We start from the raw sequence: 14,427 nt of genomic DNA on the forward strand, positions 1-14,427 counted from the left end.
CCCAGTGCGACGCTGAAAAAAACCCCACAAGGCGGTATGAACCGGAAAAAGGTGCGTGAATATGCCGGACCGCGAGACCATGCCGTCGGCCTCCTCCCCGGAGGTGTCCGCACGTGCCGCCGCTCTTCCCCAGGAGGCCCTGCGGATCGCCTCCGGCTACGCCTTCCCCGGTCCCGTACTCCATCTGGGTGCCCTGCTGTGGGACGGGCAGTGCCTGCCGGACGCGCAGGTCCGGGTGCCGTTGGCGATGCTCAACCGCCACGGGCTGGTCGCCGGCGCCACGGGCACCGGCAAGACCAAGACGCTTCAGCTGATCGCCGAGCAGCTGTCCGCCCAGGGAGTGCCGGTCTTCCTCGCCGACATCAAGGGCGACCTGTCCGGAATCGCCGCGCCGGGCCGCCCGGACGCCCGGGTCGAGGGCCGGGCCGCGGACGTCGACCAGCGGTGGACGGCGAGCGGGTTCCCGGCCGAGTACTACGCCCTCGGCGGCATCGGCCGCGGCATTCCGGTCCGGGCCACGGTCACCGGATTCGGTCCGGTGCTGCTGGCCAAGGTGCTGCGGCTGAACCGCACGCAGGAGCAGTCCCTCGCGCTGGTCTTCCACTACGCCGACAGCAAGGGCCTGGAGCTGATCGACCTCAAGGACCTCAGGGCGGTCGTGACCTTCCTGACCTCGGACGAGGGCAAGTCGGAGCTGAAGACGGTGGGCGGTGTGTCGGCGGCCACGGCCGGGGTGATCCTGCGGTCCCTGACCGCCTTCGAGGCGCAGGGCGCGTCCGGCTTCTTCGGGGAGCCGGAGTTCGACACGGGTGAGCTGCTGCGCACGGCGGAGGACGGGCGGGGCGTGGTCTCCGTCCTGGAGCTGAGCGCCGTGCAGGATCGGCCGCAGCTGTTCTCGACCTTCCTGATGTGGCTGCTCGCCGATCTCTTCCACGACCTGCCCGAGCTGGGCGACGTCGACAAGCCGCGCCTGGTGTTCTTCCTGGACGAGGCGCACCTGCTCTTCGACGACGCCTCCGAGGCGTTCCTGGAGTCGATCACGCAGACCGTGCGCCTGATTCGGTCGAAAGGGGTCGGGGTCTTCTTCGTGACGCAGTCTCCCGAGGACGTGCCCGCCGATGTCCTCGCCCAGCTCGGCAACCGCGTCCAGCACGCGCTGCGCGCCTTCACCCCCGACGACCAGAAGGCCCTGAACGCCACGGTGAAGACCTTCCCGAAGTCGCCCTACGACCTCGAAGAGGTGCTGACCGGCCTCGGGACCGGCGAGGCGGTGGTGACGGTGCTGAGCGAGAAGGGCGCGCCGACCCCTGTCGCCGCGACCCGGCTGCGGGCGCCCGAGTCGTTGATGGGGCCGCTCGGCCAGGAGGCCTTGGAACGGGCCGTGGCCCGGTCGCCGCTGTACGAGCGGTACGCGCCGGCCGTGGACCGGGAGTCGGCGTACGAGCGGCTGGAGCGGGGGCGCGGGGCGAAGGGGCCCGACGAGATGCGGGACGCCGCCCAGGGGCGGGGTGAGCGGGCGGAAGAACAGCCGTCCAGGGCGGAGCGGGTGGTCGAGAGCGGCGTCTTCGGGTCGCTGGCCCGGTCGGTGGGGAAGCAGATCGGGCGGGAGATCACACGGTCGCTGTTCGGCACGGCACGGCGTTCGGGGCGCCGCAGGCGGTAGGGAAGGCCCAGGCGTAGGCGGTGGGGAGGGCGGAGGCGTAGGCGGTGGGGAGGGCCAGGCGTAGGCGGTGGGGAGGGCGGAGGCGTAGGCGGTGGGGAAGGGCGGAGGCGCAGGCGGTGGGGAGGGCGGAGGCGTAGGCGGTGGGAGGCCGAGGCGCAGGCGGTGGGGAAGGGCGGAGGCGTAGGCGGTGGGGGCGGCGGAAGCGCAGGCGGTGGGGACGGCGGAGGCGTGGGGGCCTCCGCCGCGCGGTCCGGTCAGCCGCGATCTCGTCCCTCGCCCTCTCCCTGCCCTCGCCCCTTCGAGGGTTGCGGCGGCTTCCGGGTGTCCGGCTGGGAGTGGGGCTTGGGGGCGTTGCGGGCGGCTTCCGCCCGCAGGAGGGCGCGCATGACCGCGTACGGGTCTTGGAGCATGGCTGGGTTCCTCGTCGTTCCTCGTCGTTCTGGTTCCGTGCGAGACGGACGGACCGGTGGCGGGCCGGTCCTGTCAGCAGCGGAGGACCTCGGAGCACAGGGGACGAGGGTCGTACGGTTTCGCCGGTACGGGCACGGGGCGCCGTGGGGCGTACACGGGCTCCGGCAGCGGGGCGGGACCCGGCGGGGCTGCGGTGCGGCGGACGGCCCGGGCCGGTGGGCGCGGGGCGGTGTCGAAGAGGTCGTACTCGACGGTGGTGTTCTCCCCGGGGACGGTCGCCGTCGGCCCTGTCAGGGCCTCGGCGTGGGTGCCCGGCAGGAGCAGGGCGAGCAGCAGGACGAGCACCCGCGGCCAGACGTGCCGGCGGGGACCGCGGGGTTCCTGCTGCGGTTCGGGGGTCACGGGACGTCATTCCCCCCGCTGTCCGCCCGCCGTCCGCGCCGCTTCTCCCGCCGGCTGTGAGATCCGCTCGCCCGGCCCCTGCCGGCCCGGGACGGGGCCGCGGTCCGGGCGGTGATGCCGCGACGACAGGACCGTATGCCCAGCGCTCTCGCGAGACGCGGGGCCGAGGGCGCGGGGCGTGCGTCGGAGGCGTCGTGCTCCGGGTCCCAGGGGGAGCCGCCAGGTGGCTCGCTCATGGTTCATGCTGGGATCGCCCCGCAGGCAGCCGCCACCTGAGCCGGGCCAGGCGACTGACGCTGTGCTCGCGTCCTACCCGCCGAAGGCGCGTGGGCGCGGCTACTTTCCGGTGGCCTTCGACGCCTTGGCTGCCGCCTTCATCTCCTGCTTGTGCGCCCGCACCCTGACCAGGGACTCGGGGCCGGTGATGTCGGCGACCGAGCGGAACGAGTCCGGCTCGCCGTAGGAGCCCGCCGCCTCGCGCCAGCCCGTGGGCCGCACCCCGAGCTGCTTGCCGAGCAGGGCGAGGAAGATCTGGGCCTTCTGCTTGCCGAAGCCGGGGAGTTCCGCGAGCCGCTTCAGCAGTTCCCTGCCGGTGCCGGCGTCCTTCCAGACGGCCTCGGCGTCGCCGTCGTAGTGCTCGACGAGGTACTGGCACAGCTGCTGGATCCGCTTGGCCATGGAGCCCGGGTAGCGGTGCACCGCCGGCTTCTGCGAGAGCAGCGCGGCGAAGGCCTCCGGCTCGTGCGCGGCGATCTCGTGGGCGTCCAGGTCGTCGCCGCCGAGCCGCTGGGCGATCGTCGCCGGGCCCTTGAACGCCCACTCCATCGGGACCTGCTGGTCCAGCAGCATGCCGACCAGCGCGGCGAGCGGGCTGCGGCCGAGCAACGCGTCGGCCTCGGGATCCTGGGCGAGGTGAAGAGTGACGTCCATGCCTCGATCATCCCCCGGGGCGGGCCCGGCCGCTGCTCAGGTGGCCCGCCAGTACCCCAGCGCGTGCACCCGCTGCTTGGGCAGGCCCAGTTCCTTGCGGACGTACGCCGTCAGGGCCCGGGTCGTCGCCGTGTCGCACGCGATCCAGACGTACGGGTCGGCCGTGCCCTGGAGCAGGCCGGGCAGGTCCGACTTCACCCGTTCGACGAGGTGCGCGCCGGAGTCCTGGCGCGGCACCTTGTGCACCTCGTGCCGGTCCGGGTCGGTGCGGAACGGCAGGTCGTCGTCGCCGCCCTCGAACCAGACGGTGGCCGGGGCGGAGCCCAGGGCGTCCAGGAGGGAGTTGATGGCCGGGAGCGAGGCCGGGTCGCCGACGGCGAAGACGTGCGAGGGCGCGGGGCTCGGGTGCTCGAAGCCGGTGCCCTGGACGGTCGCCCCGATGGTGTCGCCCGGCTTCGCCGCCCTGGCCCAGTCGCTGGCGCACCCCTCGTGCAGGGCGAACTCCAGTTGGAAGGTGCCGGTCTCGGCGTCCGGGTCGACCAGGGTGTAGGCCCGCTGGTGCGGCTTGCCCGCGTTGTCGAACCACAGCCGTACCCACATGGTGGGGTGGACTCCGGTCGCGGCCAGGAGACCGCCGTCGGTGAAGCGCAGCCGCCGGTAGTCCGGGGTGACGTCCTCCACGTCCGTCACCGTGAACTCGAAGTCCTTGCCGCGCAGCAGTTTGAGGACCGCGCCCTCCCAACCCCGCCCCTGCCCCATCGCTTTTCCGCCCCTTCGCGTACGATTCCGGCCACTGTTGTGACTTAGGCAAGGCTAACCTAAAGGAATGAGAGGGTCCCGCGTGGCCACCGAGATCTACCGTGACGCCTGGGGCATCCCGCATCTGCGCGCGGGCAGCGCGGCCGAACTCGCCCGCGCACAGGGCCTCGTCACCGCAAGCGACCGGGCCTGGCAGCTGGAGGTCGAGCGCCACCGGGCGCAGGGCACCACGGCGTCCTTCCTCGGCGGTAGCGCCCTGGCCTGGGACCGGTTCGCGAGACGGGCCCGACTCGCCGACACCGCCAGACGCTGCTTCGCGGACCTGGAGAGACGCGACCCCGGGACGGCGCGGTGGGTGAGCGCGTACGTCGACGGGGTCAACGCGTCACTGGCCGACGCCACCGCACCCGAGTTCGCCCGCACCGGCCTCACCCCCGGCCGCTGGGAACCCTGGACCCCCCTCGGCGTCTGGCTCGCCACCCACATCCTCTTCGCCGGGTTCCCGGCCAAGCTCTGGCGCGAGCAGGTCGCCGCCCACCTCGGCGCGGACGCCGTCGGTCTCTTCGCCGCCGACGGCCCCGGCACTTCCGGCAGCAACGGCTGGCTGGTCGGTGGCGAGCGGACTGTCACCGGGCAGGCGGTCATCGCCGGCGACCCCCACCGCTGGATCGAGGACCCGGGCGTCTACCAGCAGATCCACCTGTCCTGCCCGGAGTTCGACGTCGTGGGCCTGGCCGTCCCCGGTGTCCCCGGCATCGCCCACTTCGGGCACACCGGCACGGTCGCCTGGGCCATCACCAACGCCATGTCCGACTACCAGGACCTCTACCGCGAGCGGCTGCGGCGCACCGGCGCCGGGGTGGAGGCCCTCGACCCGGACGGGCTCTGGCGGCGGGCGGCCCGGCACACGGAGACCGTCGAGCTGGCGGGCGAGGACCCGGTCGAGGTGGAGGTGATCGAGACCGGCCGCGGGCCGGTGATCATCGGTGGCCCCGAAGGGCTCGACGGCGACCCGGCCGACCCGTCGGACCCCTCCGGCGTGCCCGTGGCGATCAGCCTGCGCTACCCGCCCCGCGTGACCGGCGACCTCGGCTTCGCCGCCCTGCTGCCGCTGCTGCGGGCTCGCCGGGTCGCCGACGTGGACCGGGCCTTCGACCGCTGGGCCGAGCCGGTCAACGTCGTCCAGGCCGCCGACACCGAGGGCGGCGTCCTGCACCGCGTGGCCGGGCGGGTGCCGCTGCGCGCCGGGGCCAACTCCCTGCGGGTGGTGCCCGCGTGGGAGCCCGGGCACGAGTGGCAGGGCTGGCACGCGACACCGCGCGCCGGGCTCACCGGCGGCGTCGCCGTCATGGCCAACCAGCGCGGTCCGGCCGCACCCCTCGGCGTCGAGTTCGCCCCGCCGCACCGCGCCGACCGCATCACCGAGCTGCTCGCGGGCAAGGAGCGCTGGTCCGCCGCCGGCATGCCCGCGATCCACACGGACACCCACCTGGCCTCCGCGTCCACCCTCCTGGACCGCCTCGACGCCCTGGACGACCTCACCCCCGAGGCCGCCGCCCTGAAGGACCGCCTCCTCGGCTGGGACCGCCGCATGGACGCCGGCAGCGCCGACGCGGCCCTCTACGCGGCCGTGCGCGCAGCGGTCGTACGGCGGCTCGCGGCGCACCCGGCGTTCGCCGCGCTCACCACACCGCCGGTGTATCCGGAGGTGTTCCAGCCCTGGCTGGCCCTCGTCCCGCGGGTCGGCTTCGCACTCGAACACCTGCTGCGGGCCGAGGACCTGTTCGGCATCGACCGTCCGGCGGCCGTCCGCGCGGCGATCGAGGAAGTGGCCCTGCTCCCGCCGGCCGGTGTCTGGGGCGACACCCACCGCCTCGCCCCCTGGCGTGCGCTGGAACCGGAGCAGCCGTACGACGAACCGGGGCTGTCCGGTGACCACGACTGCGTGCTGTGCACCTCGGGCGTGCCGGGCCTCACCGACCGCGCCGCCCGGGGCCCGGCCGCCCGGTACGTCTGGGACCTGGCCCGGCGCGAGGACAGCCGCTGGGTCGTCCCGCTCGGCGCCTCGGGCGTCCCCGGCTCGCCCCACCACCGTGACCAGCTCCCCCTGTGGCTCGTGGGAGACCTCGTCCCGGTCGTCACCGACTGGACCAAGATGAAGAAGGAACGCGATGTCTGACCCCTACGCCTCCCGCACGCCCGTCCACGAACAGGTGGTCGACGGCTTCGGCACCGTCCGCGTCCTGCCGCTGGACCCCGGGGCCGACGCCGCCGTGATCCACCGCTGGGCCGGCGAGGAGCGGGCCGCCTTCTGGGGCATGACCGAGCTGACCGAACGCCAGGTCGCCGCGGTCTACGCCCACATGGCCACTCTCGACACCCACCACGCCCACCTCGTGGTCCGGGACGGCGAGCCGGTCGCGCTCCTGCAGACCTACGAGCCGGAGGCCGACCGCGTCAGCGAGTGCTACGACGTCCGCCCCGGCGACATCGGCGTCCACCTGCTGCTCGCCCCGGCCGGCCCGGGCGGCGCCCAGTCCGGCTGGACCGCCCGGCTGGTTTCCGTCCTCGCCGCGTACGTCCTGCTCGGGCTGGACCGCCGACGGGTCGTGGTCGACCCGGACGTGGGCAACGAGAAGGCGGTCGCCCGTTTCCTCGGACTCGGCTTCACCCCGGGCCCGGTCGTGGTCCTGCCCGAGATCGACCTCCCGGACGTGTACCTGCCGGAGAAGAAGGCGCAGCTCGCCTTCCTCGACCGGGAGCTAATGTTCCCCGGGTGACCCCGGACGACCTCATCGCCCACTACGGCCTGGAGCCGATCCCCGACGAGGGCGGCCTCTTCCGCCAGACCTGGGCCGGGCCCGAACGCCCCGACGGCAGGCCGGAGGGCACGGCGATCGTCGCGCTCCTGACAGCGGACGACTTCTCCGCCCTCCACCGCCTGCCGACCGACGAGATCTGGCACTTCTACCGTGGCGACCCCCTGGAGCTCCTCCTGCTCGCCCCGGACGGCACCACACGAACGGTGGTGCTCGGGCCGGACGTCCTGCGGGGCCGGCACGTCCAGTTCACGGTCCCGGCGGGCACGTGGATGGGCGGCAGGGTGGCAGAGGGCGGCTCATGGACGCTGTTCGGCTGCACGATGGCACCGGGCTTCACCTTCGCCGGCTACCAGCACGGAGACGCGGCGGAGCTGACCGCACGCTATCCGGCGGAGGCGGCCGCGATCGCGAAACTGTCCCGGCCTTCTCCCGGGTCAGCGTCCTGTTGAGCGCTACGCCGGTCCTGTCCTTGTCCCGGGTCAGCGTCCTGTTGAGCGCTACGCCGGTCCTGTCCTTGTCCCGGGTCAGCGTCCTGTTGAGCGTCACGCCGGTCCTGTCCTTGTCCCGGGTCCGCGTCCTGTCGAGCGTTACGCCGGTCCTGTACTTCTCCCCGGCCCTCATCCCGTTGAGCGCTACACCGATCCTGTCCGTACATAACCCGGAGCCGTCCAGCCCGACCCCGGAGAGCCACGTGGACCATCGGCGGAACGAGGATCGCAATGCCGGGCACCCCCGGCGATTCCAAGCCCTGGTGCTGCTGGGCACCGTGCTGGTCCTGCTCCTCGCCGGAGCAGCCCCCGCCTCGGCCCACGCCGCCCTGCGCAGCACCGACCCCGGTGACGGATCCATCGTCCAGCAGGCCCCCCGCCACGTCACCCTGACCTTCACCGAGTCCGTAGGCCTGCTCGACGACTCCTTCCGGGTGTTCGGCCCCGACCAGCGCCGGGTACACACCGGCGAGGCCACGCACGCGGACGGCCGCTCCGACACGGCCCGGGTCGGCCTGCCCGGCAAGCTCGCCAAGGGCACGTACACCGTGGCCTGGCGGGTCGTCTCCGCCGACAGCCACCCCGTCTCCGGCGCCTTCAGCTTCTCCGTGGGGAAACGGTCCGCCACCACCGTCCAGGCCGACACCGGCCCGGCCGAGGACCCGCTCACCCGCGGCTTCCACGATGCCGCCCGCTACCTGGCCTACCTCGCCGCCGCGCTGCTCGTCGGCATCGTGGCCTTCGCGCTGCTGTGCCGGCCCGCGCACACCTCCCCGCTGCGCCGGCCGCTGGTGGCCGCCTGGTGGACGCTGCTGGGCTCGACGGCCGTCCTGCTCCTGCTGCGCGCCCCTTACGAGTCGGGCACGGGCCCCGCCGCGGCGTTCGACGCCTCCGCCCTCGGCCGCACCCTGACCAGCCGCCCGGGCCTGGCCCTGCTCGCCCGGCTGCTCGTCCTCCTGCTGGCCGCCGTCTTCCTGATGTGGCTGTCCAGGTCCCGTGACACGGGGAAGCGGCCCGTCGCCCTGGCGATCGGCACGGCCCTGGCCGCAGCCCTGGCCCTGACCTGGGCGGCAGCCGAGCACGCCTCCGCCGGGATCCAGGTGCCGGCGGCGATGACGTCGTCCGTGGCGCACCTGCTGGCGACCGGCGTCTGGCTCGGCGGTCTCGTGGCGCTGCTGCTGACCCTGCGCCGCTCGTCCGGCGACGACCTGGTGGAGGTCGTGCCCCGCTTCTCCCGGATCGCCTTCACCTCGGTGACCGTCCTGGCCGTCACGGGCCTCTACCAGTCCTGGCGCGGCCTCGGCTCCCTGCCCGCGCTGACCGGCACGGCGTACGGCCGTCTGCTGCTCGCCAAACTGGCCGGGGTGGCCGTGCTGTTGCTGGTGGCCGGGTACTCGCGCCGCTGGACGGCGCGGATCGCGGCACCGGCGTCCCCGGTCCGGGCGGCCGTACCGGCTCCGGTCCCGCAGCCGGTCGGCGCACCGGCGGAAGGCCGCGAGGCCGCCGCGGAAGCCGGGACGCGCGCATCGGAGACGTCCGGGGAGCCGGAGTCGCCCGACGGCCCGGCGCAGCCGGGGGCCGGATCCGGCGACCCCGGCATCCGGCGCCGTCTGCGCCGCTCCGTCCTCGTCGAGGTCGGCGTCGCCGCCGTGGTGCTGATGATCACGACCGTGCTCACGGGAACCCTTCCGAGCCGGGCCCAGGCCGAGGCGGCTCAGCAGGCCCCGGCGAGCGCGCTGCCGGCCACGACCCAGATCACGGTGCCCTACGACACGGGCACGGGATCCGTGACCGGAAGCGGCACGGTGCAGGTCACCCTGGACCCGGCACGCGTCGGCGAGAACGGCGTTCAGGCCGTCGTCTACGGCTCCGACACGGGCCTGGTGGTGATCCCCGAGGTCCGCATCACCTTCACCCTGCCCTCGCGCAAGGTCGGCCCGATCGACGCCGAACTCACCGACGTGGGCGGCTACTGGGGCACCAACTCCGTCAACCTGCCGCTCGCCGGGAACTGGACGATGAAGACGACCGTGCGGGTGTCGGACGTGGACCAGGTGTCGGTGGAACGCCAGGTGCGGGTCGAGCCCTAGGCAACCGCGCCGCCATCGGCGGGGCGTCGTCCTCGGAGGGCACGTCGTCCGCCTGCGGGGCGTCGTCGAGGAGCCGGGCCATGGTCTCGGCGGCGCTGACGGCGGCGTCGCCGCAGCAGTTGTTGAACAGGACGTGGACCTGTTCCGTCCGCTGGGCCAGCCGGCGCACCCGGGGCAGCCACTCGGCGAGTTCGTCCTCGCCGTAGACGTGGCGGAAACGGTCCTCCTTGCTTCCGGTGCCCCAGGCGGTGCTGCGGCCGTGGAAGCGGACGACGGACAGCCGGGGCGAGGTCACGGGAGTGACCGGCGGGACGGAGGAGGCGAGCCTCTGCGTCATGTCGACGGCGACCGCGGCCATGCCGTGCCGGGCGAGCAGCGCGCCCGTCGCCTCGGCCTGTCCCGGCTCCCACCAGGAGGGGTGTCGGAACTCGACGGCGAGCGGCCAGCCCTCGGTCCGCTCGGCGCACTCCCGGAGGAAGGTCTCCGCCCGCTCCCCGGGCCGGAACCAGGGCGGGAACTGGAACAGCACGCTCCCGAGCCGCCCGGCCTCCCGCAGCGGTTCGATGCCGGTCGCGAACCGGGCCCACACCTGATCCAGCACCGCCGGATCCCGGTGCTCCGCCCGCAGTCCGTCCGGCATCACCGCCTCCCGGGTGGGGTGCCCGGTGAGCAGCGAGAACGCCTTCACGTCGAACACGAACCCGTCCGGTGTCCGCTCGGCCCACAACCTGCTGTTCCGCTCGCCCGGCAGTGCGTAGTACGAGGCGTCGACCTCGACGACACCGAACCGCTCGGCGTAGTGCCGTAACCGCCCCTCGGCGTCCCGCCGGCCCGGGGGGTACCAGCCGCTGCCGACCAGTGCCCGGTCGGTCCAGGAACACGTGCCCACCAGGATCTGACCCATGGGGGAGCGGTTACCCGGGCCGGGCGGCGGCAGGCTCGGTCTCCCGGGGCGGGCGTGACCGTGAGACCCGGGCGTGACGGTGAGACCCGGCCCAATCAGGGTAACCAGGTGGTATCCGCGCATATCCGGGGTTATGGCTGATTACCTCCCCGAGAGTGAGATGACCGACCATGGAGCAGCCCGCCACCGCCGGCCGGGCCACCCGGCCGTCCGGGGAAGAACCCGAAGCCCTCGAAACCCTCGTCGGCGCATCCCTCACGGCCCGTGTCACCCTCGACGAACTCGGCACCGTGACCGGCTGGAACGCGGGCGCCGAGCGGCTCCTCGGGTACTCGGCCGGGCAGCTCACCGGCCGTCGTGCCGCGGATCTGCTGGCCGAGCCGATCCCGGTGCGCGGCGGTCTGCCCACGCTCGCCGGGCTGCCCCGCTGGAACGGCGACGTCGCACTCCGGCACCGCGACGGCCGGAAGCTGACGGTCCGGATCCTCGCCCACCACAGACCACCCGGCGCCGACGCCCCCGCCTGGCTCATCGTCTCCGCCCTGACCGACCGGCAGCCACCGGCCGGTCTCGACGAATCCCTCGTGAGCTGGAGCTTCGCCCAGTCCCCGTGCTGCGCCCAGGCGATCTACGACACCCGGCTCCGGCTGCGCCGGGCCAACGCCGGCATGGAGCGCGCCACGGCGCTCAGGGAGGAGGAGATGCGGGGCCTGCGGGCGTCCGAGATCGTCGACGACGACGCCGGCCTACGGACGGAACGCGGCATGGCCCGGGTCCTGCGCACCGGCGAGCCGGAGTACGCGGAGAACTACCTGCGCGCGCCCGGCGAAGACCATGAGCACGCCTGGTCGGTCTTCGTGTCCGCGCTGCGCGATGACGAGGGCACCATCCAGGGCGTCTGCCTGTCCGCGCACGACATGACGGAGCAGTTCTGGGCCCGCAAGCGCCTCCAGCTGATCGCCGAGGCCGGCCGGCACATCGGCAGCACCCTCGACGTGACGCGCACGGCCCAGGAGCTGGCGGACGTGACCGTCCCGGCCCTGGCCGACTTCGCCGGCGTCGATCTGCTGACCGCGCTGGACGACGGACCCGAGCCGCCCGTCCGGGCGGTTCCGGCGGACGGGCCGCTGCTGCTGCGCCGGGCCGCTCTGCGGTCGGTGACACCGGGCGCCCCGGAGTCGGTCGTTGCGGCCGGTGCGGTGGGCGCCTACCCGCCGGGCTCCGCGCCCTTCGAGAGCCTGCGCACGGGACGGCCCGCCGTGCACGAGGTGACCGACACCGCGTTCACCGCTTGGCTGGCCCGCGACCCGGCCCGCGCCGCCCGGGTCCGGGCCTTCGGCATCCACTCCGTGATGGCCGTGCCGCTGGTCGCCCGCGGCAGCACCCTGGGCGTCGGCTTCTTCGTCCGGCACCGCAACCAGGAGCCCTTCCAGCAGGACGACCTGGTGCTGGCCGGCGAACTGGCCGCCCGGGCCGCGGTCAGCATCGACAACGCCCGCCGCTACACCCGCGAGCGCGCCGCGGCGGTCACGCTCCAGCGCAGCCTGCTGCCACAGCGGCTGCCCCGGCAGGCGGCCGTCGAGGTCGCCTCCCGCTACCTCCCGGCCGGCGGGCACGCCGGTGTCGGCGGGGACTGGTTCGACGTCATCCCCCTCTCGGGGGCGCGGGTGGCGCTGGTCGTCGGAGACGTGGTCGGCCACGGACTGGTCGCGTCGGCGACCATGGGGCGGCTGCGTACGGCGGTCCGCACACTGGCCGACATCGACCTGCCGTGCGACGAGCTGCTGACCCACCTCGACGACCTGGTCGCCCGTCTGAACACGGAGGAGGAGAGCGCCGGCGAGCGGACGGCGCCGGGCTCCGCGGAAGCCTCGGGCGACGTCGGAGCCACCTGCCTGTACGCCGTCTACGACCCGGTGACGCGGCGCTGCTGCTTCGCCGGGGCCGGGCATCCCCTGCCTGCCGTGGTCAGCCCCGGCGGCACCGTCGACCTCGTCGCGCTCCCGGCCGCGCCCCCGCTCGGCCTGGGCGGCCTGCCGTACGAGTCCACCGAGGTCGACCTCCCCGAGGGCAGCCTGCTCGCCCTCTACACCAACGGCCTGATCGAGACCCCCGAGCGGGACCTCGACACCGGTCTCCACCGGCTCCGGAAGGCCCTGGCCCGCCCGGCGGGCTCGCTGGACGCCCTGTGCGACACGGTCCTCGCCGACCTGCTGCCGCAACGCCCGGCCGACGACGTGGCCCTGCTCATCGCCCGTACCCGCGCGCTCGACGCGCGGCAGGTCGCCACCTGGTCGGTGCCGTCCGAACCGTCCGCGGTCGCGCAGACCCGCAAGGACGTGGTGGCGCAACTGGAGCGGTGGGGGCTCTCCGACGCCGCGTTCGTCACGGAGCTGGTCGTCAGCGAGCTCGTCACCAACGCCATCCGGCACGCCCAGCCGCCGGTCCAGCTCCGCCTGATCCGCGACACGAGCCTGATCTGCGAGGTCTCCGACGGCGGGAGCACCGCTCCCCACCTGCGGCGCGCCCGCACCTATGACGAGGGCGGCCGCGGCCTGCTCCTCGTCGCCCAGCTGACCCAGCGCTGGGGCACCCGCCAGAGCGCCACGGGCAAGACCATCTGGGCGGAACAGACCCTGTCCCCCGCGTGAGGAGCCACCGGCCATGACCACACCCGCGTCCCACCGGGCCGCCCGCGCCCCCGTCCAGCAGGCCGCCCTGCTGTTCGGCCTCGTCTTCCTCGTGGTCGGCGCGCTGGGCTTCGTCCCGGGCATCACCACCGACTACGGCTCGCTGGCGTTCGCCTCCCACGAGTCGGGCGCCGAACTGTTCGGCCTGTTCCAGGTCTCGATCCTGCACAACCTGGTGCACCTGGCGTACGGTCTCGCCGGCCTGATCCTCGCCGGTACGGCCGCCGGGGCGTACTCGTATCTGCTGGTCGGCGGCGCCGTCTACCTGGTGCTATGGGTGTACGGCCTGTCCGTCGGCCACGACAGCGACGCAAACTTCGTCCCGCTGAACACCGCGGACGACTGGCTCCACTTCGTTCTGGGCATCGCCATGATCGGCCTGGCCCTCGCCCTCAGCCGGCGCGGCGCGCGCACCGGCGCACGGTAACGAGCACCGGCGACCGCATGCAGACCTTCCTGCCTTACCCCGACTTCCGCACCACGGCCCTGTCCCTCGACCGCCGCCGGCTCGGCAAACAACGGGTCGAGGCCCTGCAGGTCCTGCGCGGCCTGGTCGTCCCCGGCTACGGCTGGCGCCGCCACCCGGCCGTGAAGATGTGGCTCGGCTACGAGGAGGCACTGGTCCGCTACGGCCTGGAGATCTGCCGCGTCTGGCGCGAACAGGGCCACCAGGACACCTGCGCCGCGACGCTCGTGGCCGACCTGGCGGCGACCCGCCCAAACGCCCCGATCCGCGATCAGTCGCAACTGGCCGCCGAGGGCGAACTCCCGCCCTGGCTCGGCGACGACCCCTTCCACGAGAGCCACCGCTCCGCCCTGGTCCGCAAGGACCCCACGACCTACACGTCCCTCTTTCCGGGCGTCCCGGACGACTTGCCGTACGTGTGGCCCACGTCGGACCGCGAGATCTGACCGGACCGCCGGGAGTGCCCGGACCGTCGGAAGTGCCCGGCGAGGGCGGGCCGATCGGGAGGGCGTCCGTCGAGATCCATCGCAGACGTCGCCTCTGAGGAGCGAAGCTAGGCGGCCCTGCGGCGCGCCGGACGCCTGGACGAGGCAGGCTGCTCGGTCATGTCCTCGAGCGGGAAGCTTTCGTCCTCCTCGAACTCCGGGGCGAAGGCCGGGGCCTGGAAGGGGTTGGTCGCCGGAGTCGGCGACGCCGCGCTGGAAAGGCGGGTCTGCCCCTCCACGGCGGAGAACAGCGAAGTCGGTTCGATGAGAGGTCTCTTTTCCGTTACTGGCCCAAGGCAGGGCCAGGCGCGCCCTGA

Annotated in this window: 12 protein-coding genes; 8 read left to right on the forward strand and 4 right to left on the reverse strand. The window is 73.8% G+C overall.

The window, feature by feature from the left end:
- Positions 1 to 61 precede the first annotated feature (61 nt).
- Entirely contained in the window at positions 62 to 1,663 is a 1,602-nt protein-coding gene (locus ACFY9S_RS07630) for a helicase HerA-like domain-containing protein (RefSeq protein ID WP_391124039.1), read from the forward strand.
- 483 nt (positions 1,664 to 2,146) lie between these two features.
- On the opposite strand, the gene ACFY9S_RS07635 is transcribed toward ACFY9S_RS07630, so the two are convergent.
- The 3 genes from ACFY9S_RS07635 to ACFY9S_RS07645 form a co-directional block, all read right to left on the reverse strand.
- Entirely contained in the window at positions 2,147 to 2,476 is a 330-nt protein-coding gene (locus tag ACFY9S_RS07635; protein WP_391124040.1) for a hypothetical protein, read from the reverse strand.
- 336 nt (positions 2,477 to 2,812) lie between these two features.
- Entirely contained in the window at positions 2,813 to 3,406 is a 594-nt protein-coding gene (locus ACFY9S_RS07640; RefSeq protein ID WP_391124042.1) for an HhH-GPD-type base excision DNA repair protein, read from the reverse strand.
- 36 nt (positions 3,407 to 3,442) lie between these two features.
- A complete protein-coding gene (locus ACFY9S_RS07645) occupies positions 3,443 to 4,165 on the reverse strand; it encodes an SIP domain-containing protein (protein ID WP_391124044.1) in 723 nt (240 codons plus the stop codon).
- Between the two features lie 82 nt (positions 4,166 to 4,247).
- On the opposite strand from ACFY9S_RS07645, the gene ACFY9S_RS07650 reads away from it, so the two are divergent.
- From ACFY9S_RS07650 to ACFY9S_RS07665, 4 genes are all read left to right on the forward strand, one after another.
- Positions 4,248 to 6,344 (forward strand): penicillin acylase family protein, encoded by a 2,097-nt coding sequence (locus ACFY9S_RS07650; RefSeq protein WP_391124267.1) that lies wholly within the window; start codon positions 4,248 to 4,250, stop codon positions 6,342 to 6,344.
- The gene (locus tag ACFY9S_RS07655) at positions 6,337 to 6,945 is read left to right on the forward strand and encodes a GNAT family N-acetyltransferase (RefSeq protein WP_391124046.1); all 609 of its coding nucleotides are present in this window, start codon (positions 6,337 to 6,339) and stop codon (positions 6,943 to 6,945) included. Before ACFY9S_RS07650 ends, ACFY9S_RS07655 begins: the two co-directional genes overlap by 8 nt.
- A complete protein-coding gene (locus ACFY9S_RS07660; RefSeq protein WP_391124048.1) occupies positions 6,942 to 7,436 on the forward strand; it encodes a cupin domain-containing protein in 495 nt (164 codons plus the stop codon). Before ACFY9S_RS07655 ends, ACFY9S_RS07660 begins: the two co-directional genes overlap by 4 nt.
- 302 nt (positions 7,437 to 7,738) lie before the next feature.
- Positions 7,739 to 9,565 carry a copper resistance protein CopC gene (locus ACFY9S_RS07665; RefSeq protein WP_391124270.1) on the forward strand — a complete coding sequence of 609 codons (1,827 nt, stop codon included), beginning with the start codon at positions 7,739 to 7,741 and terminating at the stop codon, positions 9,563 to 9,565.
- Here ACFY9S_RS07665 and ACFY9S_RS07670 read toward each other — a convergent pair.
- A complete protein-coding gene (locus ACFY9S_RS07670; protein WP_391124050.1) occupies positions 9,465 to 10,469 on the reverse strand; it encodes a DUF72 domain-containing protein in 1,005 nt (334 codons plus the stop codon). The genes ACFY9S_RS07665 and ACFY9S_RS07670 overlap by 101 nt on opposite strands.
- Positions 10,470 to 10,639: 170 nt before the next feature.
- Between ACFY9S_RS07670 and ACFY9S_RS07675 the strand changes: the two genes are divergently transcribed.
- From ACFY9S_RS07675 to ACFY9S_RS07685, 3 genes are read left to right on the forward strand one after another with little or no spacing between them, the layout of a single operon-like run.
- The gene (locus tag ACFY9S_RS07675; RefSeq protein ID WP_391124052.1) at positions 10,640 to 13,120 is read left to right on the forward strand and encodes a SpoIIE family protein phosphatase; all 2,481 of its coding nucleotides are present in this window, start codon (positions 10,640 to 10,642) and stop codon (positions 13,118 to 13,120) included.
- 13 nt (positions 13,121 to 13,133) lie between these two features.
- Positions 13,134 to 13,586 (forward strand): DUF4383 domain-containing protein, encoded by a 453-nt coding sequence (locus tag ACFY9S_RS07680; RefSeq protein ID WP_391124053.1) that lies wholly within the window; start codon positions 13,134 to 13,136, stop codon positions 13,584 to 13,586.
- Positions 13,587 to 13,603: 17 nt separating this feature from the next.
- Positions 13,604 to 14,071, forward strand: a complete 468-nt coding sequence (locus ACFY9S_RS07685; protein ID WP_391124055.1) for an MSMEG_6728 family protein — start codon at positions 13,604 to 13,606, stop codon at positions 14,069 to 14,071.
- Positions 14,072 to 14,427 lie beyond the last annotated feature (356 nt).

The sequence above is a fragment of the Streptomyces sp. NPDC012474 genome, from assembly GCF_042955185.1.
Classification (GTDB): Bacteria; Actinomycetota; Actinomycetes; order Streptomycetales; family Streptomycetaceae; genus Streptomyces; species Streptomyces cahuitamycinicus.

Bases quoted from the DNA above. Each gene is read 5' to 3' on its own strand.
- ACFY9S_RS07675 (WP_391124052.1), top strand. From the start codon at position 10,640: ATGGAGCAGCCCGCCACCGCCGGCCGGGCCACCCGGCCGTCCGGGGAA.
- ACFY9S_RS07640 (WP_391124042.1), bottom strand. From the start codon at position 3,406: ATGGACGTCACTCTTCACCTCGCCCAGGATCCCGAGGCCGACGCGTTG.
- ACFY9S_RS07685 (WP_391124055.1), top strand. From the start codon at position 13,604: ATGCAGACCTTCCTGCCTTACCCCGACTTCCGCACCACGGCCCTGTCC.
- ACFY9S_RS07680 (WP_391124053.1), top strand. From the start codon at position 13,134: ATGACCACACCCGCGTCCCACCGGGCCGCCCGCGCCCCCGTCCAGCAG.
- ACFY9S_RS07655 (WP_391124046.1), top strand. From the start codon at position 6,337: ATGTCTGACCCCTACGCCTCCCGCACGCCCGTCCACGAACAGGTGGTC.
- ACFY9S_RS07645 (WP_391124044.1), bottom strand. From the start codon at position 4,165: ATGGGGCAGGGGCGGGGTTGGGAGGGCGCGGTCCTCAAACTGCTGCGC.
- ACFY9S_RS07670 (WP_391124050.1), bottom strand. From the start codon at position 10,469: ATGGGTCAGATCCTGGTGGGCACGTGTTCCTGGACCGACCGGGCACTG.
- ACFY9S_RS07630 (WP_391124039.1), top strand. From the start codon at position 62: ATGCCGGACCGCGAGACCATGCCGTCGGCCTCCTCCCCGGAGGTGTCC.